The sequence below is a fragment of the Pseudomonas sp. LAMO17WK12:I5 genome, from assembly GCF_900215165.1.
GTDB lineage: Bacteria > Pseudomonadota > Gammaproteobacteria > Pseudomonadales > Pseudomonadaceae > Aquipseudomonas > Aquipseudomonas putida_A.
In genome coordinates this window covers 28,441-49,128 of sequence record NZ_OBDS01000001.1, presented here as the reverse complement: position 1 = coordinate 49,128, position 20,688 = coordinate 28,441, and the positions used below count along the sequence as shown (strand labels likewise).

The 20,688-nt window shown below is 61.0% G+C and carries 14 protein-coding genes; 13 read left to right on the top strand and 1 reads right to left on the bottom strand.

Translation table 11 applies throughout. From position 1 onward, the window contains the following. Positions 1-413 precede the first annotated feature (413 nt). From acs to argR, 7 genes are all read left to right on the top strand, one after another. Positions 414-2,369: an acetate--CoA ligase gene (gene acs / locus CRO59_RS00240; RefSeq protein WP_007963105.1), complete on the top strand. Its 1,956-nt coding sequence runs from the start codon at positions 414-416 to the stop codon at positions 2,367-2,369. Positions 2,370-3,094: 725 nt separating this feature from the next. Then, positions 3,095-3,868 carry an ABC transporter substrate-binding protein gene (locus tag CRO59_RS00235; RefSeq protein WP_027612633.1) on the top strand — a complete coding sequence of 258 codons (774 nt, stop codon included), beginning with the start codon at positions 3,095-3,097 and terminating at the stop codon, positions 3,866-3,868. 91 nt (positions 3,869-3,959) lie between these two features. Further along, positions 3,960-4,649, top strand: coding sequence for an ABC transporter permease (locus CRO59_RS00230; protein WP_003227287.1), 690 nt, complete (start codon positions 3,960-3,962; stop codon positions 4,647-4,649). Then, positions 4,646-5,344 carry an ABC transporter permease gene (locus CRO59_RS00225; protein WP_097085837.1) on the top strand — a complete coding sequence of 233 codons (699 nt, stop codon included), beginning with the start codon at positions 4,646-4,648 and terminating at the stop codon, positions 5,342-5,344. Before CRO59_RS00230 ends, CRO59_RS00225 begins: the two co-directional genes overlap by 4 nt. 1 nt (position 5,345) lies before the next feature. After that, on the top strand, positions 5,346-6,458 hold the full coding sequence (locus CRO59_RS00220; protein ID WP_097085834.1) for a M14 family metallopeptidase: 1,113 nt from the start codon (positions 5,346-5,348) through the stop codon (positions 6,456-6,458). Positions 6,459-6,485: 27 nt separating this feature from the next. Then, positions 6,486-7,250 (top strand): ABC transporter ATP-binding protein, encoded by a 765-nt coding sequence (locus CRO59_RS00215; protein ID WP_003227281.1) that lies wholly within the window; start codon positions 6,486-6,488, stop codon positions 7,248-7,250. A 243-nt stretch (positions 7,251-7,493) separates the two neighbouring features. Then, a complete protein-coding gene (gene argR / locus CRO59_RS00210) occupies positions 7,494-8,486 on the top strand; it encodes a transcriptional regulator ArgR (RefSeq protein ID WP_027612635.1) in 993 nt (330 codons plus the stop codon). Between the two features lie 26 nt (positions 8,487-8,512). On the opposite strand, the gene CRO59_RS00205 is transcribed toward argR, so the two are convergent. Beyond that, positions 8,513-13,558: a dermonecrotic toxin domain-containing protein gene (locus CRO59_RS00205; protein WP_097085832.1), complete on the bottom strand. Its 5,046-nt coding sequence runs from the start codon at positions 13,556-13,558 to the stop codon at positions 8,513-8,515. A 309-nt stretch (positions 13,559-13,867) separates the two neighbouring features. Between CRO59_RS00205 and CRO59_RS00200 the strand changes: the two genes are divergently transcribed. From CRO59_RS00200 to CRO59_RS00175, 6 genes are all read left to right on the top strand, one after another. Further along, positions 13,868-15,088, top strand: a complete 1,221-nt coding sequence (locus CRO59_RS00200) for an aspartate aminotransferase family protein (RefSeq protein ID WP_097085830.1) — start codon at positions 13,868-13,870, stop codon at positions 15,086-15,088. Between the two features lie 201 nt (positions 15,089-15,289). After that, positions 15,290-16,309, top strand: a complete 1,020-nt coding sequence (gene aruF / locus CRO59_RS00195; RefSeq protein ID WP_025112905.1) for an arginine/ornithine succinyltransferase subunit alpha — start codon at positions 15,290-15,292, stop codon at positions 16,307-16,309. 51 nt (positions 16,310-16,360) lie between these two features. Then, complete coding sequence (astA, locus tag CRO59_RS00190) at positions 16,361-17,386, top strand: arginine N-succinyltransferase (protein WP_027612638.1); 1,026 nt, start codon at positions 16,361-16,363, stop codon at positions 17,384-17,386. Beyond that, complete coding sequence (gene astD, locus CRO59_RS00185; RefSeq protein WP_177408926.1) at positions 17,383-18,852, top strand: succinylglutamate-semialdehyde dehydrogenase; 1,470 nt, start codon at positions 17,383-17,385, stop codon at positions 18,850-18,852. The genes astA and astD overlap by 4 nt, the downstream gene beginning before the upstream one ends. 138 nt (positions 18,853-18,990) lie before the next feature. Beyond that, positions 18,991-20,337, top strand: a complete 1,347-nt coding sequence (gene astB, locus CRO59_RS00180; protein WP_027612640.1) for an N-succinylarginine dihydrolase — start codon at positions 18,991-18,993, stop codon at positions 20,335-20,337. A 57-nt stretch (positions 20,338-20,394) separates the two neighbouring features. Beyond that, positions 20,395-20,685 (top strand): hypothetical protein, encoded by a 291-nt coding sequence (locus tag CRO59_RS00175; protein ID WP_027612641.1) that lies wholly within the window; start codon positions 20,395-20,397, stop codon positions 20,683-20,685. The last annotated feature ends 3 nt before the right edge of the window (positions 20,686-20,688 follow it).

The following is a 20,688-nucleotide window of genomic DNA, read 5'->3' as shown; positions in this document are numbered from 1 at the left end:
CTTCATCATTTGCAGTTATTACTTGAGAGCTGGATTAACGGCCTTCGTGGGGGCTGTAACGTTGTTAATCGCGTTTGCCTTGTCGGCGAGATGGATTTTAGGGAGGTGGGGTGGGGGTAAACAGGTGGGGTTTTGATAAACACTTTTCGCGGTTTTGGTAACAATCGGTCGAAATTGCTTGGGGCCAGGTTTGCCGGTGATGCGTTTTGCCTGAATATCCGAGTCGCCTGAATCGCTGGCAAGCCAGCTCCCACAGGGGTTGTGGGGTATTGGAACAAGCAGCGTAGGGCTTGCGTCAGGGGTAACTGGATGTTTTGTAGGGGCTTGTTACTACCATCGTCGAATGGTTCTATGGGCCCGGCCCGGCTACAACGGGGTCATACAAAAACAACTATTCCACCGAGGTAAGAAAGATGAGTGCGGCTTCTCTGTATCCCGTTCGTCCCGAGGTTCTGGCCAATACGCTGACTGACGAGGCGACCTACAAAGCCATGTACCAGCAGTCGGTCGTCAACCCTGACGGTTTCTGGCGCGAGCAAGCCAAGCGCCTCGACTGGATCAAGCCTTTCACCACGGTGAAGCAGACTTCCTTCGACGATCACCATGTCGACATCAAATGGTTCGCCGACGGCACCCTGAACGTTTCCTACAACTGCCTCGACCGTCATCTGGCCGAGCGCGGCGACCAAGTCGCAATCATCTGGGAAGGCGACGATCCTTCCGAAAGCCGTAACATCACCTACCGCGAACTGCACGAGCAAGTGTGCAAACTGGCCAACGCCCTGCGTGGTCAGGACGTGCACCGCGGCGACGTGGTGACTATCTATATGCCGATGATCCCTGAAGCCGTGGTCGCCATGCTGGCCTGCACCCGGATCGGCGCGATTCATTCGGTGGTGTTCGGTGGTTTCTCGCCGGAGGCGCTGGCGGGGCGGATCATCGACTGCAAATCGAAAGTGGTCATCACCGCTGACGAAGGCATCCGTGCCGGCAAGAAGATCTCGCTGAAGGCCAACGTCGACGACGCGCTGACCAACCCGGAAACCAGCAGCATCCAGAAAGTCATCGTGTGTAAGCGCACCGGTGGCGACATCAAGTGGAACCAGCATCGCGACATCTGGTACGAAGACCTGATGAAAGTGGCGGGCACCGTCTGCGCGCCAAAAGAGATGGGCGCCGAAGAAGCGCTGTTCATCCTTTATACCTCTGGCTCGACCGGCAAACCGAAGGGCGTGCAGCACACCACCGGCGGTTATCTGCTGTACGCGGCGATGACCCACGAGCGTGTGTTCGACTACCGTCCGGGCGAAATCTACTGGTGCACCGCCGACGTCGGCTGGGTCACCGGCCACAGCTACATCGTCTACGGCCCGCTGGCCAATGGCGCGACCACGCTGCTGTTCGAAGGCGTGCCGAACTACCCGGACATCACCCGGGTGGCGAAGATCGTCGACAAGCACAAGGTCAACATCCTCTACACAGCGCCGACCGCGATCCGCGCGATGATGGCGTCCGGCACCGCCGCCGTTGAAGGCGCGGATGGCAGCAGCCTGCGTCTGCTCGGTTCGGTCGGCGAGCCGATCAACCCGGAAGCCTGGGACTGGTACTACAAGAATGTCGGCAAGTCGCGTTGCCCGATCGTTGATACCTGGTGGCAGACCGAAACCGGCGGCAACATGATGAGCCCACTGCCGGGGGCGCATGCACTGAAGCCGGGGTCGGCGGCACGTCCGTTCTTCGGTGTGGTGCCGGCGCTGGTCGACAACCTCGGCAACATCATCGAGGGCGAGGCCGAGGGCAATCTGGTGATTCTCGATTCGTGGCCGGGTCAGGCGCGCACGCTGTATGGCGACCATGACCGCTTCGTCGACACCTACTTCAAGACTTTCCGTGGCATGTACTTCACCGGTGACGGTGCGCGGCGTGATGCCGATGGTTACTACTGGATCACCGGGCGCGTGGACGACGTGCTCAACGTCTCCGGCCACCGCATGGGCACCGCCGAGATCGAAAGCGCGATGGTCGCCCACCCGAAAGTCGCCGAAGCGGCGGTGGTCGGTGTGCCGCATGACATCAAGGGGCAGGGCATTTATGTCTATGTCACCTTGAAGAATGGTGAAGAGCCGAGCGAGCAACTGCGTCTGGAACTGAAGAACTGGGTGCGCAAAGAGATCGGCCCGATCGCTTCGCCGGACGTGATCCAGTGGGCGCCGGGGCTGCCGAAGACCCGTTCGGGCAAGATCATGCGGCGGATTCTGCGCAAGATTGCTACGGCTGAGTACGATGGGTTGGGGGATATCTCGACCCTGGCGGATCCGGGTGTGGTGCAGCATTTGATTGATACGCACAAGACGATGAATGTGGCTTAAGCCTGTCTGATGCATTGAAAAGCCCTGTCCGGTGATGCCGGGTGGGGTTTTTTTGTGTCTGGAGGTTTTTGGGGTGGCAGGGCTGGCCCCTTCGCGAGCAAGCTCGCTCCCACGGTGGGCCTGCATTCTTTCAGACAGAATGCGATCAACCTGTGGGAGCGGGCTTGCTCGCGAAGGCAATCTGTCAGATGCCGCAGTAATCCCCTGTCAGAAACCCAACACATCCAACCAATAATTATCGATTTCCTGTGCAAGCCATTTCCCGCTGTTACCCATGCCTGCCCGAGTAACCAAATGTGTAACCGCCCGCCCCGCAGCGGGGCGAAGGGAAACGCAATGCCCCGTTTTAGAGCCTCAAAACCCCCGGTGAAAAATAAGACACAACGCTGCGCTTGCCGGATTAGAAGGGTTTGCGAATAATAGGCCCGCAATTTGCAGCATAGATCGGTTCACTGTCTTTCGCTCTTGCATGAATTTGCAAGGCTGTCAATGTGCTCAAGCGGGTTTCTCTGTGCATCTGTAATTAGTTGTCGCATTGAAGAAATATCGGCTTCGGGCCTGTCGTTAGAATGCCGATCACTCGCTCATCGTGGCTGACGTTGAAACCCCGAGGGTTTCAATGGGAAATTTCCCACCGATGCTGCACCGCTTTCCCGATTCACCCATTCGCATATTGGGCTGTCGCTCACTCTGCCGTTTTTGCCCTTTACCGATGGAGTCCCAAGATGAAGAAACTTGTGCTGCTTGGCGCCCTGGCACTGTCCGTGCTGTCGCTGAATTCCTTCGCTGATGAAAAACCTCTGAAGATCGGTATCGAAGCGGCTTACCCTCCGTTCGCTTCGAAAGCGCCGGATGGCAGCATCGTCGGTTTCGACTACGACATCGGCAACGCCCTGTGTGAAGAGATGAAGGTCAAGTGCCAGTGGGTCGAGCAAGAGTTCGACGGTCTGATCCCGGCACTGAAAGTGCGCAAGATCGACGCGATCCTGTCGTCGATGTCTATCACCGAAGACCGCAAGAAGTCCGTGGACTTCACCAACAAGTATTACAACACCCCGGCCCGTCTGGTCATGAAGCAAGGCACCGTTGTCAGCGACAACCTGTCTGAGCTCAAAGGCAAGAACATCGGCGTGCAACGTGGTTCGATCCACGAGCGTTTCGCTCGCGAAGTCCTGGCCCCGCTGGGTGCCGAGATCAAGCCATATGGTTCGCAGAACGAAATCTACCTCGACGTGGCCGCCGGTCGCCTCGACGGTACTGTGGCTGACGCCACCCTGCTGCAAGACGGCTTCCTGAACACTGATTCCGGCAAAGGCTTCGCCTTCGTTGGCCCGCAGTTCACCGACGTCAAATACTTCGGCGACGGCGTAGGCATCGCAGTGCGCAAGGGCGACGCGCTGAAAGACAAGATCAACGCTGCGATTGCGGCCATCCGTGAAAACGGTAAATACAAAGCCATCCAGGACAAGTACTTCGCCTTCGATATCTACGGCAAGTAACACGTCTCTGCGACAAGTCAGAAATGGCGCAAGCAACAGGATCTCTGCGGTTTGCGCCATTTTTTCATCCCAACTTTCGAGGACCTGAATCATGTTGAAAGGCTACGGGGCTGTCATCCTCGATGGCGCATGGCTGACGCTTCAGCTCGCCTTGTCGTCCATGGCCCTGGCCATCGTTCTCGGGCTGATCGGGGTCGCTTTGCGCCTGTCGCCGATTCGCTGGCTGGCGTGGCTGGGCGATCTGTATTCCACGGTGATCCGCGGGATTCCCGACCTGGTGCTGATCCTGCTGATCTTCTACGGCGGCCAGGATTTGCTCAACCGCGTTGCGCCGATGCTCGGCTATGACGACTACATCGACCTGAACCCGCTGGCCGCCGGTATCGGCACCCTCGGTTTCATCTTCGGTGCGTACCTGTCCGAGACGTTCCGTGGTGCGTTCATGGCGATCCCCAAGGGCCAGGCCGAAGCGGGCATGGCGTACGGCATGAGCAGTTTTCAGGTGTTCTTCCGGGTGATGGTGCCGCAGATGATTCGCCTGGCGATTCCCGGCTTCACCAACAACTGGCTGGTGCTGACCAAGGCCACTGCGCTGATTTCGGTGGTCGGTCTGCAAGACATGATGTTCAAGGCCAAGCAGGCGGCAGATGCCACCCGCGAGCCTTTCACCTTCTTCCTCGCAGTGGCGGCGATGTACCTGGTGATCACCAGTGTCTCGTTGCTGGCGCTGCGTCACCTTGAGAAGCGCTACTCGGTAGGCGTAAGGGCGGCTGATCTATGATCTTCGACTACAACGTCATTTGGGAGGCCATGCCGCTGTACCTCGGCGGCCTGCTGACCACCCTCAAATTGCTCGCGCTGTCGCTGCTGTTCGGTCTGTTGGCGGCACTGCCGCTGGGCCTGATGCGCGTCTCGAAGAACCCGATCGTCAACGGCGCCGCGTGGCTCTACACCTACGTGATCCGCGGCACGCCGATGCTGGTGCAGCTGTTTTTGATCTACTACGGTCTGGCGCAATTCGAAGCGGTACGTGAAAGCTTCTTGTGGCCGTGGCTGTCCAGCGCGACGTTCTGTGCGTGCCTGGCTTTCGCGATCAACACCAGCGCCTACACCGCCGAGATCATCGCCGGCAGCCTCAAGGCCACGCCGAACGGCGAGATCGAAGCCGCCAAGGCCATGGGCATGTCGCGCTTCAAACTGTACAAGCGCATCCTGCTGCCATCGGCCCTGCGTCGGGCGCTGCCGCAGTACAGCAACGAAGTGATCATGATGCTGCAGACCACCAGTCTGGCGTCCATCGTGACCCTGATCGACATCACTGGCGCGGCCCGTACCGTCAACGCGCAGTACTACCTGCCGTTCGAGGCGTACATCACCGCCGGCGTGTTCTACCTGTGCCTGACCTTTATTCTGGTGCGCCTGTTCAAGCTGGCCGAGCGTCGCTGGCTGAGCTATCTGGCCCCACGGAAGCACTGATATGGAACGCATCGACCACGTATTGCCGTGGAGCCATCTGGGCAGCGAGCGCAAGATTTCGGTCTTCCGCTTCGGCAGCGGCGAGCGCAAGGCCTACATCCAGGCCAGCCTGCACGCTGACGAACTGCCGGGCATGCGCACCGCCTGGGAGCTGAAAAAGCGCCTCGGCGAACTCGAAGCCCAAGGCCTGCTCAACGGTGTGATCGAGCTGGTGCCGGTCGCCAACCCGCTGGGCCTCGGCCAGTTGCTGCAAGGCAATCATCAGGGGCGTTTCGAGGCGGGCAGCGGCAAGAATTTCAACCGCGATTTCGTCGAGCTGAGCGCACCGGTGGCGGCGGCACTGGCTGACAGCCTCGGTGACGATCCGCACGCCAACATTCGCCTGATCCGCCAGGCCATGGCGGATCATCTGGCGGCGTTGCCCGAGGCGAATAGCCAGTTGCAAGGCATGCAGCGCATTTTGCTCAGCCACGCCTGCACTGCCGATGTGGTGCTCGACTTGCACTGCGACGCTGAAGCCGCGCTGCACATGTATGCACTGCCGCAGCACTGGCCGCAGTGGCGTTCGCTGGCCGCACATCTGAATGTGAAGGTCGGTTTGCTCGCGGAAGATTCCGGCGGCAGCTCCTTCGATGAAGCATGCTCGTTGCCGTGGTTGCGACTGTCGCGGCAGTTCCCGGACGCGCAGATCCCTCTGGCGTGCCTGGCGACCACCGTCGAGCTCGGCGGTCAGGCCAATACCGACCGCGCGGATGCGGTGGCGTGGGCCGAAGGCATTCTGGCATTCCTCGCCGAGCAAGGCCTGATCACGGGCGAGTGGCCGAAGCCGGCCAGCGAGCCGTGCGAAGGCATGCCGTTCGAAGGCACTGAATTACTGTTGGCGCCGCACCCCGGTGTGGTGAGTTTTCTGCGTAAACCCGGCGAGTGGGTTGACGCCGGGGATGAGATTTTCGAAGTGATCGACCCTGTGTCCGATCGGGTCAGCACGGTGTGTGCTGGTACGTCCGGGGTGCTGTTTGCCATTGAACGGCTGCGCTATGCCCAACCCGGTTTCTGGCTGGCCAAGGTGGCGGGGCGCGAAGCGCTGCGTCACGGGCGCTTGCTCAACGACTGACTGACTGTTTTTGTGAGAACCGACCGCATGTACAAACTTGAAGTCCAAGACCTGCATAAACGCTATGGCAGTCACGAAGTGCTCAAGGGCGTGTCCCTGAAGGCGGCAGCCGGCGATGTGATCAGCATCATCGGCTCCAGTGGCTCCGGCAAAAGTACTTTCCTGCGCTGCATCAACCTGCTTGAGCAGCCGCACGCGGGCAAGATCCTGCTCAACAACGAAGAGTTGAAACTGGTAGCGAACAAGGACGGCGCGCTGAAAGCCGCTGATCCGAAACAGCTGCAGCGCATGCGTTCGCGCCTGTCGATGGTGTTCCAGCATTTCAACCTGTGGTCGCACATGACTGCGCTGGAAAACATCATGGAAGCGCCGGTCCACGTGCTGGGCGTGTCCAAGGCTGAAGCGCGCGAGAAAGCCGAGCACTACCTGAACAAGGTTGGCGTGGCCCATCGTAAAGATGCGTTCCCGGGGCACATGTCCGGTGGCGAGCAGCAGCGTGTGGCGATTGCCCGTGCGCTGGCGATGGAGCCGGAAGTGATGCTGTTCGACGAACCGACTTCGGCGCTCGACCCGGAACTGGTCGGCGACGTGCTCAAAGTCATGCAGGCCCTCGCTCAGGAAGGCCGCACCATGGTTGTGGTCACGCACGAAATGGGTTTCGCCCGTGAAGTGTCGAACCAGTTGGTGTTCCTGCACAAAGGTGTCGTGGAAGAGAGCGGCAACCCGCGCGAAGTGCTGGTCAATCCGCAATCCGAGCGCTTGCAGCAATTCCTCTCAGGTAGCCTCAAGTAATCGCTGCCGTTATGCACCAGATTAGGTCATGCTTCGCGACCTGAAGACTGGCTACAATCCCTGTGGGAGCTGGCTTGCCAGCGATAGCGGTGGGCCAGTTGGCATTTCTGGTACAGATTCACCGCCATCGCTGGCAAGCCAGCTCCCACAGTGGATCGGTGCAGGTTTCGAGATTTGCGTTCATTTACGGGCTAGCATTGGCCCATGCCTTCATCACCGTTCTTCGTTTCGGATTGCCCGCCCATGACTGCCCATCGAATTGGTTTCCTGATTTGGCCCAGCACTAAAGCTTTGACGCTGGCGCTGGCGGAGGAGGCCTTGCGTGTTGCTCAGCGGGTGCATCCGGAGGTGGTTTACGAACTGTCGTTCCTCCAGGCCGAAACCGTGACAGACGTTGCGGCCGAGGGGGCGTGGCAACTGCCGGGCGAGGCGTGGACCGGCAAGCTGGAAAACTTCCAGAAACTGTTCCTGCTCGCCGACGAGCCGCCGACCACTCTGGCCCCGGCCCTCAGCAGCGCACTCAAGCAACTGGTGCGTGCCGGATGCGTGATCGGTGGTTTGTCGGCCGGTGTCTATCCGCTGGCGCAGCTCGGTCTGCTCGACGGTTACCGCGCGGCTGTGCACTGGCGCTGGCAGGACGATTTCGCCGAGCGCTTTCCGAAAGTCATCGCCACCAGTCACCTGTTCGACTGGGATCGCGATCGCCTGACCGCGTGCGGTGGCATGTCGGTGCTCGACCTGCTGCTGGCGGTGCTGGCCCGTGATCATGGCGCAGAACTGGCCGGTGCGGTGTCCGAAGAACTGGTGGTCGAGCGCATCCGCGAGGGCGGTGAACGCCAGCGCATTCCACTGCAGAACCGCCTCGGTTCCAGCCATCCGAAGCTCACCCAAGCGGTGTTGCTGATGGAAGCCAACATCGAAGAGCCGCTGACCACCGACGAAATCGCCCAGCACGTGTGCGTGTCCCGTCGACAGCTGGAGCGGATCTTCAAGCAATACCTCAACCGCGTGCCGAGCCAGTACTACCTGGAGTTGCGCCTGAACAAGGCCCGGCAGATGTTGATGCAAACCAGCAAGTCGATCATCCAGATCGGCCTGTCCTGCGGTTTCTCCTCCGGGCCGCATTTCTCCAGCGCCTACCGCAACTTCTTCGGCGCCACGCCGCGTGAAGATCGCAACCAGCGGCGCAGCAGCAGTCCGTTCGAACTGTCGTCAGTGCCGCCGGAGCGCGGTTGACGCACCCCGGCAGAACCCGCTGAGCGTCACTCATCGACCCCCGAATCTTCAGACGTGGACACCTCCATTTCCGCCCGTTCGATGACAGCTTCCACGCCAAAATCGATGCGGTGCTTTTTGAAGTAGGCGATCAGCCGTTGCAGGCTCAGCTCAGAGAGCGGATTGCTCCGCAGGCTGAATTTGTCCGCACGCTCTTCTGGCAACTCCAGGATATCGCTGGGAACCTGAGTGATCGCGTTGTCGCTCAGGTCGGCGATTTCCAGATGTTCGAGTTGCAGCAAGCCCGGCGGCAGGCTGGTGATGCCGCTGTTGTCCAGCATCAGCGTTTGCAGATGGGTCATCTGGCTGACATCCGGGGTCTCGCCCAACGGGTTGTCACTCAGGTCCAGGTGATCGAGGCGCTCCATTTGCGCAAGCTCAAGGGCGGTTTGAGGCGTGAGCGTCAGCTCGCAGTGTGAAAGCGACAAATAGGTCAGCTTGGCCATGCGAAACACCGCCGGCGGAATGTGTTCAAGCCGATATTGATAAATCGTCAGTCCTCTGAGGCTGGCAAACGTCTCGACAAACCTGTCAATTCCAAACGTCTGACCCGGCAGGCTTCTGAGGTACAGATGCGTGACATGGCTGAAATCGGCATTGAGTACGGGCAAGTCGCCGCGGATGATCGTCGCCAGGTTCAAGTCATGCAGTGGCTGGAGGTTCTGATCCGGTTCGTCCTGCTCGGTTTCCCGGCGCCAGCACTGTTCAATGAGCGATTTGAATTCGTGACGTGCGGCGTGCTCGTTCAGCACTTGCTCAATCGTGAAGGGCTCGCCACTGATCGGGTGCAGGGCCGGGTGGTCGTTCGCCCAGTTGGCGAGGTTGCCACTCAAGTCGCTGTATTCACGCTCAAGCCGTGCAAGTTCGATTCGACCCTCGGCCAGGGTGCCGGGTAGCAGATAGAAAAATTCACTGGCCTGTTCCAGATCCATGTGTGTGTACAGCGCCTGTACGCGCAGCAGATCAGCCTGTTCGGCCATTACGCCGAAGTCCTGTCGGGTGTCGTTGAAGTGGCGTTTGATGCGCTCCCGGTCTGCGTTGGCAATCGGATTGCCGCTCAGATCGAAGCCTTCCGGAACGTTGTTGGGCAGCTCGAAAAGGGCGGGCGACAACGACCGGATCTGGTTGTCGTTGAGCAGTGCGGTGCGCAATAGCGGGCGCGTGAGCAGGCCGGGCGGCAGTTCGGAAATGCCGGTCTCCGACACATCGATGTAATTGAGTCGGGGCATTTTTTCGACGTTGGGGGTGAGCCCGAGCGGGTTCCTGAACAGGTCCAGGGTTCTCAGATGAGTCAAGGCCGCCAGTGTGGTTTGGCTCTCGGCTGTCAGGGTGATGCTGCAGTCGCTGAGAATCAGCTCGCGCAGTTGCGGTGACCGGCTGATCGATTCCGGCAGGTTGCCCAGCTGGAAATTGCGCAGCGCCAGACGACGCAAGCCGGAGAAGCAGTTCAGAAAACCGTGTATACCCTGAGTGCTGCCGACCCCTTCGATGGTCAGGTAGTCCACGTGACTGAAGTTCACCTCAAGTTGTGGGAGCTCTCCGATGATTGACTGTGACAGCCGCAGATCGATGGTCTGCTCGGTGTTCTCCGGCAAGGAAACCTGCTGCTTCCAGCAGTCCAGAATGTCGACCCGCATCTGCCGTCGGCGATGACGCTGGATCGCGTATTGCTCGGTGGTGAGGCGGGCGCCGGTCTGCGGATGAACGAGGGGAATGCCCTCAGTCCACGGACTCAGCACCGCGTCGAGGCGGTTGCGTTCAGCGATCAAGCGGCTCAGCTCCGCTCGCGGGCCGTCCGGATGACGTTGCAGGCGCTCGACGAACGCGTTGAGCTCTTCAGGCAGCAAGTGCGGCAGCAGCCAGTGGGCATGAGCGTGCAGCGTCGGCGTATTGGTAGGCATGCGCCGATAGCCACTGGTACCGCCACGCAGGCGCATCACGGTGGGGTCGTAAGCGGGTTTGCGAATCGGATTTTGCGACAGCAGGTTCAGCAACGCTTGACGGTCGAGCGCGTGGTCACGAATCAGCTGCTTGAGCGGCAGGTCTTGTGTGATATGGATGTTCAGCGCCGAACGTTCTGCGTCGGGCAGGGCATGCAGCAGGCTTGAATACAGTGACCCCGGCGCGCTGAGCGACTCGCCGGTAGCGTCGAACGGCTGATAGTCGCCCTGTTCGGTCAGTACCAGCACCTTGCGAATGAGCGCGTCCTGCGCGCCGAGGCTGTCGATCAGTTGCCCGCTATGGCTGTAGTGCCTGAGCTCCATTCGTATCGACGGCGACCAGCCCGGCAAGTGTGGCAGCGAGTGGAGGGCCAGCCGATCCGTATCCAGATTATTGACTGTCGCTTGCAGCTCCAGCCCTTCAAAGGCTCGGGTTACGCGCACTTGCAGAACCGTTTCCTGAGTCAAAACCACCAGTCTTGCGGAGAGTGTTCCACGCTGTAATTGCAGGTATTCAGCATCACTTGCCGTTTCCAGTATCGATTGCGCCAACGCCTTCGGCAGGCCGGGTTCGGCATCCATCAGTACCTGTACCAGCGGGCTGGCGCCGCGCTGTAACTGACGATATCGATCCTCGAACAGGCTTTGGCGCTTGCGCTGTGCCAGCTCGGCGACGCTGCGCCGCAGGCTAGTTGCGCGGGCCTCGGCCGAGGGGGCGGGCGTATGCAGGGCTTCGCTCAATAGCCGCCTTCGTTGCGATTCTGTCAGGCGTTGCAGACAGGTCTTGAGCAGGTCGCCATCGTCCAGTCGTGAGCCCTCGATTTGTATGAAGGGCACATCGGCGACGGGGCTGCGCCACAGGGTTCTGCCTTGACGGTCGATCAGTTGCAGGCCTCGGTCGGCAGGCCAGTCGCCGTTGTCGAAAAGCAGTTGCAGTTGGGTGGCCGGGTCGGCCTTTAGGTAATCCTCGGCATTCGAGCTGCCAATCTGCGCGATGAACAATTGAATGTCCTGATCGATCTGCCAGCGCTGCAGCGTGTCACTGAGTAAGGGTGGCAATTGATCGCGCTCGACGTGCATCTGGCGCAGGGTGTTTTCCTCGCAGCCACTGATATTCAGCAGGCGCTCCCGCAGAGCGGCGGGAAGGCGCTGCATCTGCGCACTGCTGCGGCTCAGCACGGTGGCGCGATCCCAAGCCAGTGGCTGGTCAATTTCGGTTTGCCAGGCGCCTGCGGTGTTGTGCCTGAGTGCGGGTTTGTAAGCCTCGGGGCGCGTCGGATGGTCGATGCGATGGGCGCCCGTTTCGGGGTCAAGGCTGACGGCATACAACTTGTCTTCCAGAGCCAGCAGGCTCTTGCCCTGGTGGGTTTGCAGGCCCAGTGCATCGGTTCTGGCGTCTTTGGGCAGCGTGCCAGACCACTCGTAAGGGCGCAGGTCGGGTTTCCAGTAGCGGGTCTTGCCATTGGCCGTCTTCACCGGAATGAAGCGGTCGATGAAGTGCACGACATCGGCAGGCAACAGCGCGCGAAACTCGCTGACGGCGATAGCGCCGCCGGCGGCGAAAGTGCCGACCTGCACCATGGACTCCACGACGCCGATCAAATGCGCGAACGCTTCGCGGGGTTGTCCTTCGGCCCAGTCGACGATGCTTTCGAACGTCTCGTCGAGCAGTTGGTAGGCCGTGTAGGCAAGCATCAGCTCGCCGAGAAATGGCACGAATGGCAAGGCGACGAACACGACGAGGTTGAGCAACGACTGTGCGATGTCCGTGAAGGAATCCCAGAGTGCCCAGCGCGCCTTGCGATCGACCATGGCCGTCGAGACGGCGATGACGCGGGCATCGTTGAGCATCTTGTCGAGCTTGCGCTGGTAGAGGTAAACCCACAGCTCACCCCGGATCGGGGTCGCGACGATCTGCATAAAAGGCCGCACGGCCGGATGCTCGCGCCAGGTGGGGCGTGGATCGCCGGCCGGTACGGGTTGCCAGGTGACGGGGCTGAGCAAGGCCCGCAACTGACCGAAGAAAGCGCCGCGCTCGGCGTGGTCGATAAAACGGCTGAAGAAGACCTGATAGTCCGGATCGCGCAGGCGTTGCGCCAGCTCCTCAGCGAAGGCAGCGGAACTGGCGTATTCCTTGACTGGGTGTTGTGGGTCATCGGGAATGTAAACCACGACTCTCGCTGTTGCGTTTGCAGCTTCAAGATTCGGCGCGAACAGCACGATGCCGGTCAGGCTGACTTTCATCATCGTCAGCGCATGGCAATGCCACGCCTGACGATTGAGGCGCAAATGCTGCAAGCCATCGAGCAGCCCGAGGATCAGGCGATGGACATCGGCCCCCAGCAGCTTTTGCATGTAGGCCATTTGCAGGGCGGCGACCAGGGCGGCTTTGTCACTCGTGCAAACCTGTGGTTGCAGCACGGCTGCGACCAGCGGATTGCTGACGCCCAAATTGTCTTGCAGATAAGTGTTGTAGCGGCGGCCGATATCCAGCTCGCGACACAGGCGGGTGAAGGCAGGGATCGGCATCGCCTTGAGGATGTTCGGCAACACGCTGAACTGGCCGTCAGGTGAGGGCTGACTGACATAACCCGAGGCGGACTCAAAGGCGTCAGCGCTGGTCTCGCTGCTTTCAAAATTGTGCAGCGCGGCGTCCAGCAGCGAGACAGTCCAGGTGCGTGCGGCGCCGGATTTGATGCGCAGCCACGGAACATGGTCGGGCAGATACAGGCGCAGGAAGGTCTGTCGTACATCCAGATTCAAGCCGAAGCGCTCTGCCAGTTCGGCGCGCAGCAGCGGTTCGGCGAACGCTTTGGCGTCCTGCAACCGGGCAAGGCTTCGTTCGACGCGGTTGTGTGCGGTCCAGTGCGCGGCATTCAGTGCGCGCAGTTTTGCATGCTCGGTGCGTGATGCCCGTTTGAGGTTGGCGGGCAGTAGCGGACTGGCCCGTTTCAATGCCGCGCGTTTGTGTGCTGCAGCCTGACTCAGCCATGTCGGGATGGCCTGGAGCAGCGGTTGATAGTGTGCGTCCTGCCGGGGTAGCAGCAGTGGGTCGGGCAGAGTCGCGAGGGCGGGTGTGGTTTCTTGAATCATGGGGTGAGGCCGTTTGCCTGGAGAAAGGTCCCTAGCAAACACCGGCCGTTGATTCGATGTGCGGTACATATATACCGCACGCCACAAAACTCTCTTGATTAAGATCCCGGTACGTCTGCGCAAATGGCGGCGTGCAGTTTAAACTGCGCCTTTGCGACGCTATATGTCGCATTGCCGTAAACCCGGGAAAATCCGGGGTTTGCGCTATAAGAAGTTGTCGCTTGGCGGCAAGGCCGGGCTGAAAACTGTCCTTACAATCCCCCCATCGCTCGCCAGTTTCAGGCGGGTGTTCCTCTTCAGGAGACTCCGATGTCCGTTGAGCACGCTGCGGTACAACGCGCCGATTTCGACCAGGTAATGGTTCCCAACTACGCGCCTGCCGCTTTCATTCCGGTGCGTGGCGCCGGTTCCCGCGTCTGGGACCAGAGCGGTCGCGAGCTGATCGACTTCGCCGGCGGGATTGCCGTAAACGTATTGGGCCACGCGCATCCGGCGCTGGTCGGTGCCTTGACCGAGCAAGCGAACAAGCTGTGGCACGTGTCTAACGTGTTCACCAATGAGCCGGCCCTGCGCCTGGCGCACAAGCTGATCGACGCCACGTTCGCCGAGCGCGTGTTCTTCTGCAACTCGGGCGCCGAAGCCAACGAGGCCGCGTTCAAGCTGGCCCGTCGCGTAGCGTTCGACCGTTTCGGCAGCGAAAAATACGAGATCATCGCCGCGCTCAACAGCTTCCACGGTCGTACCCTGTTCACCGTCAACGTCGGTGGCCAGTCGAAGTACTCCGACGGTTTCGGTCCGAAAATCACCGGCATCACTCACGTTCCTTACAACGATCTGGCCGCGCTGAAAGCGGCGGTGTCCGACAAGACCTGTGCGGTCGTGCTCGAACCGATCCAGGGCGAGGGCGGTGTACTGCCGGCCGAACTGGCTTACCTGCAAGGTGCCCGCGAACTGTGCGACGCGCACAACGCGCTGCTGGTGTTCGACGAAGTGCAGACCGGCATGGGCCGTACCGGTCACCTGTTCGCCTACCAGCATTACGGCGTGACCCCGGACATCCTGACCAGCGCCAAGAGCCTGGGCGGTGGTTTCCCGATCGCCGCGATGCTGACCACTGAAGCGCTGGCCAAACATCTGGTCGTCGGCACCCACGGCACCACCTACGGCGGCAACCCGCTGGCGTGCGCCGTTGCCGAGGCAGTGATCGACGTGATCAACACCCCTGAGGTGCTGAGCGGCGTCAACGCCAAGCACGACAAATTCAAGACCCGCCTGCAGCAGATCGGCGAGAAGTACGGCCTGTTCACTCAGGTGCGTGGCCTCGGTCTGTTGATTGGTTGTGTGCTGAGCGACGCCTGGAAAGGCAAGGCCAAGGACATCTTCAACGCCGCTGAAAAAGAAGGCCTGATGATTCTGCAGGCTGGCCCGGACGTGATCCGTTTCGCCCCGAGCCTGGTGGTGGAAGACGCCGATATCGACGCCGGTCTCGACCGCTTCGAACGCGCGGCAGCAGCACTGACGCAAGCCTGATAGACCCTTCGGCGCCCGAGGATTCGGGCGTCGATCAAAATTTTATGCCGAACCCGATCCACTGTAGGAGTGAGCCTGCTCGCGATTGCGGTATGTCAGTCGACTCATTGGTTTCTGACAGACCGCAATCGCGAGCAGGCTCACTCCTACAAGGTCCGGTGTTTTTTCTTCTGTAAATTTATAAGAGAAAGGAGTGACACCATGCTGGTGATGCGCCCTGCGCAAATGGCTGATCTGGGCGAGGTACAGCGTCTGGCTGCGGACAGTCCGATTGGTGTCACTTCCTTGCCGGATGACGTGGAACGTCTGAGCGACAAGATCGCCGCGAGCGAAGCCTCGTTCGCTGCCGAAGTGAGTTTCAACGGCGAGGAGAGCTACTTTTTCGTCCTCGAAGACACCGCCACCGGCAAACTGGTCGGCTGCTCGGCCATCGTTGCTTCGGCCGGTTACTCGGAGCCGTTCTACAGCTTCCGCAACGAGACCTTCGTCCACGCCTCCCGCGAGCTGAAGATCCACAACAAGATCCACGTCCTTTCGCAATGCCACGACCTGACCGGCAACAGCTTGCTGACCAGTTTCTACGTGCAGCGTGAGCTGGTCGGTTCGCCGTGGGCCGAGCTCAACTCCCGTGGCCGCCTGCTGTTCGTCGCCAGCCACCCGGAGCGTTTCGCTGATTCGGTGGTGACCGAGATCGTCGGTTACAGCGACGAGAACGGCGATTCGCCATTCTGGGACGCGATCGGGCGCAACTTCTTCGACCTCAACTACGCCGAGGCCGAACGGCTGTGTGGCCTGAAGAGCCGCACGTTCCTCGCCGAACTGATGCCGCATTACCCGATCTACGTGCCGCTGCTGCCGGATTCCGCTCAAGAAGCGATGGGCCAGGTGCACCCGCGTGCGCAGATCACTTTCGACATCCTGATGCGCGAAGGCTTCGAGACCGATCACTACATCGACATTTTCGACGGTGGCCCGACCCTGCATGCGCGTGTTTCGGGGATCCGTTCGATCGCTCAGAGCCGTGTGGTGCCAGTGAAGATCGGCGAGCCGGTGAAAGGCGCCGGGCGCCAGTATCTGGTGGCCAACGCGCAGTTGCAGGATTACCGCGCGGTGCTGCTGGAACTCGATTACGCGCCGGGCAAACCGGTGACCCTGGATCTGGAAGCAGCCGAAGCCTTGGGCGTCGGTGAAGGTGCCAGCGTGCGCCTGGTGGCGGTTTAACGCCTTAGCGAGTTTCACGGGTGGCGAAGGCGGCCCGTTTGAGGAGATAGCATGATTGTTCGTCCCGTACGCAGCAGCGATTTATCCGCGCTGATCGACCTGGCCCGCAGCACCGGCACCGGCCTGACCACCTTGCCGGCCAACGAAGAGCGCCTGACCCATCGGGTCGGCTGGGCCGAGAAGACCTTTCGCGGCGAAGCCGGCCGTGGCGATGCGGACTACCTGTTCGTGCTCGAAGACGACAACGGTCGCGTGGTGGGGATTTCCGCCATCGCTGGCGCGGTCGGTCTGCGTGAGCCGTGGTACAACTTCCGCGTCGGCCTGACCGTCAGCGCCTCGCAAGAGCTGAACATCTATCGCGAGATTCCGACGCTGTTCCTCGCCAACGACCTGACCGGCAACTCCGAGCTGTGCTCGCTGTTCCTGCATGCCGATTACCGCACTGGTCTGAACGGCCGCATGCTGTCCAAGGCGCGCATGCTGTTCATCGCCGAGTTCCCTGAGCTGTTCGGCAACAAGATCATCGCCGAGATGCGCGGCGTCTCCGACGAAGCCGGTCGTTCGCCGTTCTGGGAAAGCCTGGGTCGGCACTTCTTCAAGATGGAATTCAGCCAGGCCGATTACCTGACCGGTGTTGGCAACAAGGCGTTCATTGCCGAACTGATGCCGAAATTCCCGCTGTACACCTGCTTCCTGTCGCCGGATGCGCGCAACGTCATCGGTCAGGTACACCCGGACACTGAGCCGGCGCTGGCGATGCTCAAGAGCGAAGGTTTCAGCTATCAGGGTTACGTCGATATCTTCGACGCCGGCCCGGCGATCGAATGCGAAACCAGCAAGATCCGCGCGGTGCGTGACAGCGAAGCGCTGGTGCTGGCGATCGGTACGCCGGGTGACGACGCCACGCCGTTCATCATCCACAACCGCAAGCGCGAAGACTGCCGCATCACCGCTGCCCCGGCCCGTCTGGCCGCCGGCACGCTAGTGGTCGATCCGCTGACCGCCAAACGTCTTCAACTCAACGCCGGCGATCAAGTGCGCGCCGTGGCGTTGTCTGCTGCTCGGGAGTCGAAATAATGAATTCGCTATACATCGCAGGTGAATGGCTCGCCGGTCAGGGTGAAGCCTTTCAGTCGCTGAACCCGGTGACCCAGCAAGTGCTGTGGTCGGGGGAGGGCGCCACCGCCGCTCAGGTCGAGTCCGCTGTGCAGGCTGCACGTCAGGCCTTTCCGGGCTGGGCGCGGCGTTCGCTGGACGAGCGCATCAGCGTGCTCGAGGCCTTCGCCGCTGCCCTGAAAAACCACAGTGACGAACTGGCCCGCACCATCGGTGAGGAAACCGGCAAGCCCCTGTGGGAGGCCGCGACCGAAGTCACCAGCATGGTCAACAAGATCGCGATCTCGGTGCAGAGCTACCGCGAACGTACCGGCGAGAAGAGCGGCCCGCTGGGCGACGCAACCGCCGTGCTGCGCCACAAGCCACACGGTGTGGTGGCGGTGTTTGGTCCTTACAACTTCCCCGGCCATTTGCCGAACGGGCACATCGTGCCGGCGCTGCTGGCCGGTAACAGCGTGCTGTTCAAGCCAAGCGAGCTGACGCCGAAAGTCGCCGAGCTGACGGTCAAGTGCTGGATCGAAGCCGGTCTTCCAGCCGGCGTGTTGAACCTGCTGCAAGGCGCTCGCGAAACCGGCATCGCGCTGGCGGCGAACCCGGGCATCGACGGTCTGTTCTTCACCGGTTCGAGCCGTACCGGCAATCACCTGCACCAGCAGTTCGCCGGGCGTCCGGACAAGATCCTCGCGCTGGAAATGGGAGGCAACAACCCACTGGTGGTCGATCAGGTGGCTGATCTGGACGCGGCGGTGTACACGATCATTCAGTCGGCGTTCATCTCCGCCGGTCAGCGTTGCACCTGTGCGCGTCGTCTGCTGGTGCCGCAAGGCGCGTGGGGCGACAGCCTGCTCAAGCGTCTGGTGGAAGTCAGCGCGACCATCGAGGTCGGTGCGTTCGATCAGCAACCCGCGCCGTTCATGGGCTCGGTGATTTCCCTTGGCGCGGCGAAAGCGCTGATGGATGCCCAGCAACACCTGCTGGCCAATGGCGCGGTGTCGCTGCTGGCGATGACTCAGCCGCAAGCGCAATCGGCGTTGCTGACTCCGGGCATTCTGGATGTGACCGCCGTGGCTGAGCGTCCAGACGAAGAACTGTTCGGCCCGTTGCTGCAAGTGATTCGCTACGCCGATTTCGCTGCGGCGATCGCTGAGGCCAACGACACCGCTTATGGCCTGGCGGCTGGTTTGCTGTCGGATTCCGAAGATCGTTATCAGCAGTTCTGGCTGGAAAGCCGCGCCGGTATCGTCAACTGGAACAAACAGCTGACCGGTGCCGCGAGCAGCGCGCCGTTCGGCGGCGTCGGGGCTTCGGGCAATCATCGCGCCAGCGCCTACTACGCGGCGGATTACTGCGCGTACCCGGTGGCGTCGCTGGAAACACCGAGCCTGGTGTTGCCTGCGGCCCTGACGCCTGGCATCAAAATGGTGTGATGCCTATTCGCGAGCAGGCTCGCTCCCACAGGAAGTTGCATTCCAAAGTGGGAGCGAGCCTGCTCGCGAAGGCCGCGCCGCGGTCTTAAAGAATAGTTACTGAAGCCTATAACAACAGATTCTCGTGGAGCCTCGCTGATGAAATCCTATGAAGTCAATTTTGACGGTCTAGTGGGGCCGACCCATAACTACGGTGGTCTGTCCTACGGCAACGTTGCGTCCCAGAGCAACAGCCAGCAATCCTCGAATCCGAAGGAAGCGGCGCTGCAAGGTCTGGCGAAAATGAAAGCGCTGATGGAAATGGGCTTTCAGCAAGGCGTGCTGGCGCCGCAGGAGCGTCCGGACGTGGCCGCGTTGCGCCGTCTGGGTTTCAGCGGCACCGACGCGCAAGTGATCGAGCGCGCCGCCAAAGAAGCCATGCCGTTGCTGGTCGCCAGTTGCTCGGCATCGAGCATGTGGGTGGCCAACGCTGCCACTGTCAGCCCGAGTGCCGACACCGCTGATGGTCGCGTGCATTTCACCGCCGCCAACCTCAATTGCAAATACCACCGCAGCATCGAACACCCGACCACCAGCCGCGTGCTCGGCGCGATGTTCGCCGATCAGCAGCACTTCGCCCACCACGCCGCGTTGCCGGCAGTGGCGCAGTTCGGTGACGAAGGCGCAGCCAACCACACGCGTTTCTGCCGTGAGTACGGCGAGGCCGGTGTCGAGTTCTTCGTGTTCGGTCGCAGTGCCTTCGACACCCGCTACCCAGCGCCGCAGAAGTACCCGGCGCGCCAGACTCTGGAAGCCTCGCAAGCGGTAGCGCGTCTGCACGGTCTGCGTGACGAGGGCGTGGTCTACGCGCAGCAGAACCCGGCGGTGATCGACCAGGGCGTATTCCACAACGACGTGATCGCGGTGGGTAACGGCGAGGTGCTGTTCTATCACGAGGACGCGTTCCTCGACACCGAGCAGATGCTGGCCGAGTTGCAGGGCAAGCTGGCCAAGGTCGGCGGCCAGTTCCAGTCGGTCTGCGTGCCGCGTTCGGCGGTCACCGTGGACGATGCGGTGCGCTCCTACCTGTTCAACAGCCAGTTGCTGTCGCGTCCGGATGGCTCGATGCTGCTGATCGTGCCGGAAGAATGCCGTGGCAACGAGCGCGTGTGGAACTACCTGCAAGGTCTGACCAGCTCCGGCGGGCTGATCCGCGAAGTCAAAGTCTTCGACCTCAAGCAAAGCATGCAGAACGGCGGTGGCCCGGCGTGCCTGCGACTGCGCGTCGCGCTCAACGAAACCGAGCTGGCGGCGGTCAACCCAGGGGTTATCATGACGGCCCCGTTGTACGGTTCGTTGACCGCATGGGTTGAAAAGCACTACCGCGACCGCCTGAGCGAAACCGATCTGGCGGACCCGCAGTTGCTGCTTGAATGCCGGACGGCACTGGATGAACTGACGCAAATCCTTAAACTGGGCGCGGTTTATCCATTCCAGATCAATTGATGGCCGGCGCGTCGCCTGAACACGACGCGCGGCTTGTCTCCCCAAGAGAGTAAAAACATGAGCGATTCCCTGCAGCTGATCCTTGAAGACACCGACGGCACGCAACTGCAAACCTCGTGCACCCGCGTCGCGGTCATGTGGCAAGGCAAAGAGCTGTGGATCCAGCAGGACGGCCGTGGCCAACTGCTGATCGGCGTGGACGTCGAGGAAGGTGACGAAGAGTACGCCAACCTGCTGCTGCGCCCATTGGCAACTAATCTGGTAAGTCTGCAACTGGAAATGGAACCGGCTGACGTCGGCGACGACGAAGACCACGTGCACGGCCCGGATTGCAACCACGATCACTAAGGA

What these genes read in the sequence shown, in the direction of transcription:
- argR (WP_027612635.1), top strand. Translation starts at nt 7,494, where the DNA reads ATGACTGCCCATCGAATTGGTTTCCTGATTTGGCCCAGCACTAAAGCT.
- acs (WP_007963105.1), top strand. Translation starts at nt 414, where the DNA reads ATGAGTGCGGCTTCTCTGTATCCCGTTCGTCCCGAGGTTCTGGCCAAT.
- CRO59_RS00215 (WP_003227281.1), top strand. Translation starts at nt 6,486, where the DNA reads ATGTACAAACTTGAAGTCCAAGACCTGCATAAACGCTATGGCAGTCAC.
- CRO59_RS00230 (WP_003227287.1), top strand. Translation starts at nt 3,960, where the DNA reads ATGTTGAAAGGCTACGGGGCTGTCATCCTCGATGGCGCATGGCTGACG.
- CRO59_RS00220 (WP_097085834.1), top strand. Translation starts at nt 5,346, where the DNA reads ATGGAACGCATCGACCACGTATTGCCGTGGAGCCATCTGGGCAGCGAG.
- aruF (WP_025112905.1), top strand. Translation starts at nt 15,290, where the DNA reads ATGCTGGTGATGCGCCCTGCGCAAATGGCTGATCTGGGCGAGGTACAG.
- CRO59_RS00205 (WP_097085832.1), bottom strand. Translation starts at nt 13,558, where the DNA reads ATGATTCAAGAAACCACACCCGCCCTCGCGACTCTGCCCGACCCACTG.
- CRO59_RS00225 (WP_097085837.1), top strand. Translation starts at nt 4,646, where the DNA reads ATGATCTTCGACTACAACGTCATTTGGGAGGCCATGCCGCTGTACCTC.
- CRO59_RS00200 (WP_097085830.1), top strand. Translation starts at nt 13,868, where the DNA reads ATGTCCGTTGAGCACGCTGCGGTACAACGCGCCGATTTCGACCAGGTA.
- CRO59_RS00175 (WP_027612641.1), top strand. Translation starts at nt 20,395, where the DNA reads ATGAGCGATTCCCTGCAGCTGATCCTTGAAGACACCGACGGCACGCAA.
- astB (WP_027612640.1), top strand. Translation starts at nt 18,991, where the DNA reads ATGAAATCCTATGAAGTCAATTTTGACGGTCTAGTGGGGCCGACCCAT.
- CRO59_RS00235 (WP_027612633.1), top strand. Translation starts at nt 3,095, where the DNA reads ATGAAGAAACTTGTGCTGCTTGGCGCCCTGGCACTGTCCGTGCTGTCG.
- astA (WP_027612638.1), top strand. Translation starts at nt 16,361, where the DNA reads ATGATTGTTCGTCCCGTACGCAGCAGCGATTTATCCGCGCTGATCGAC.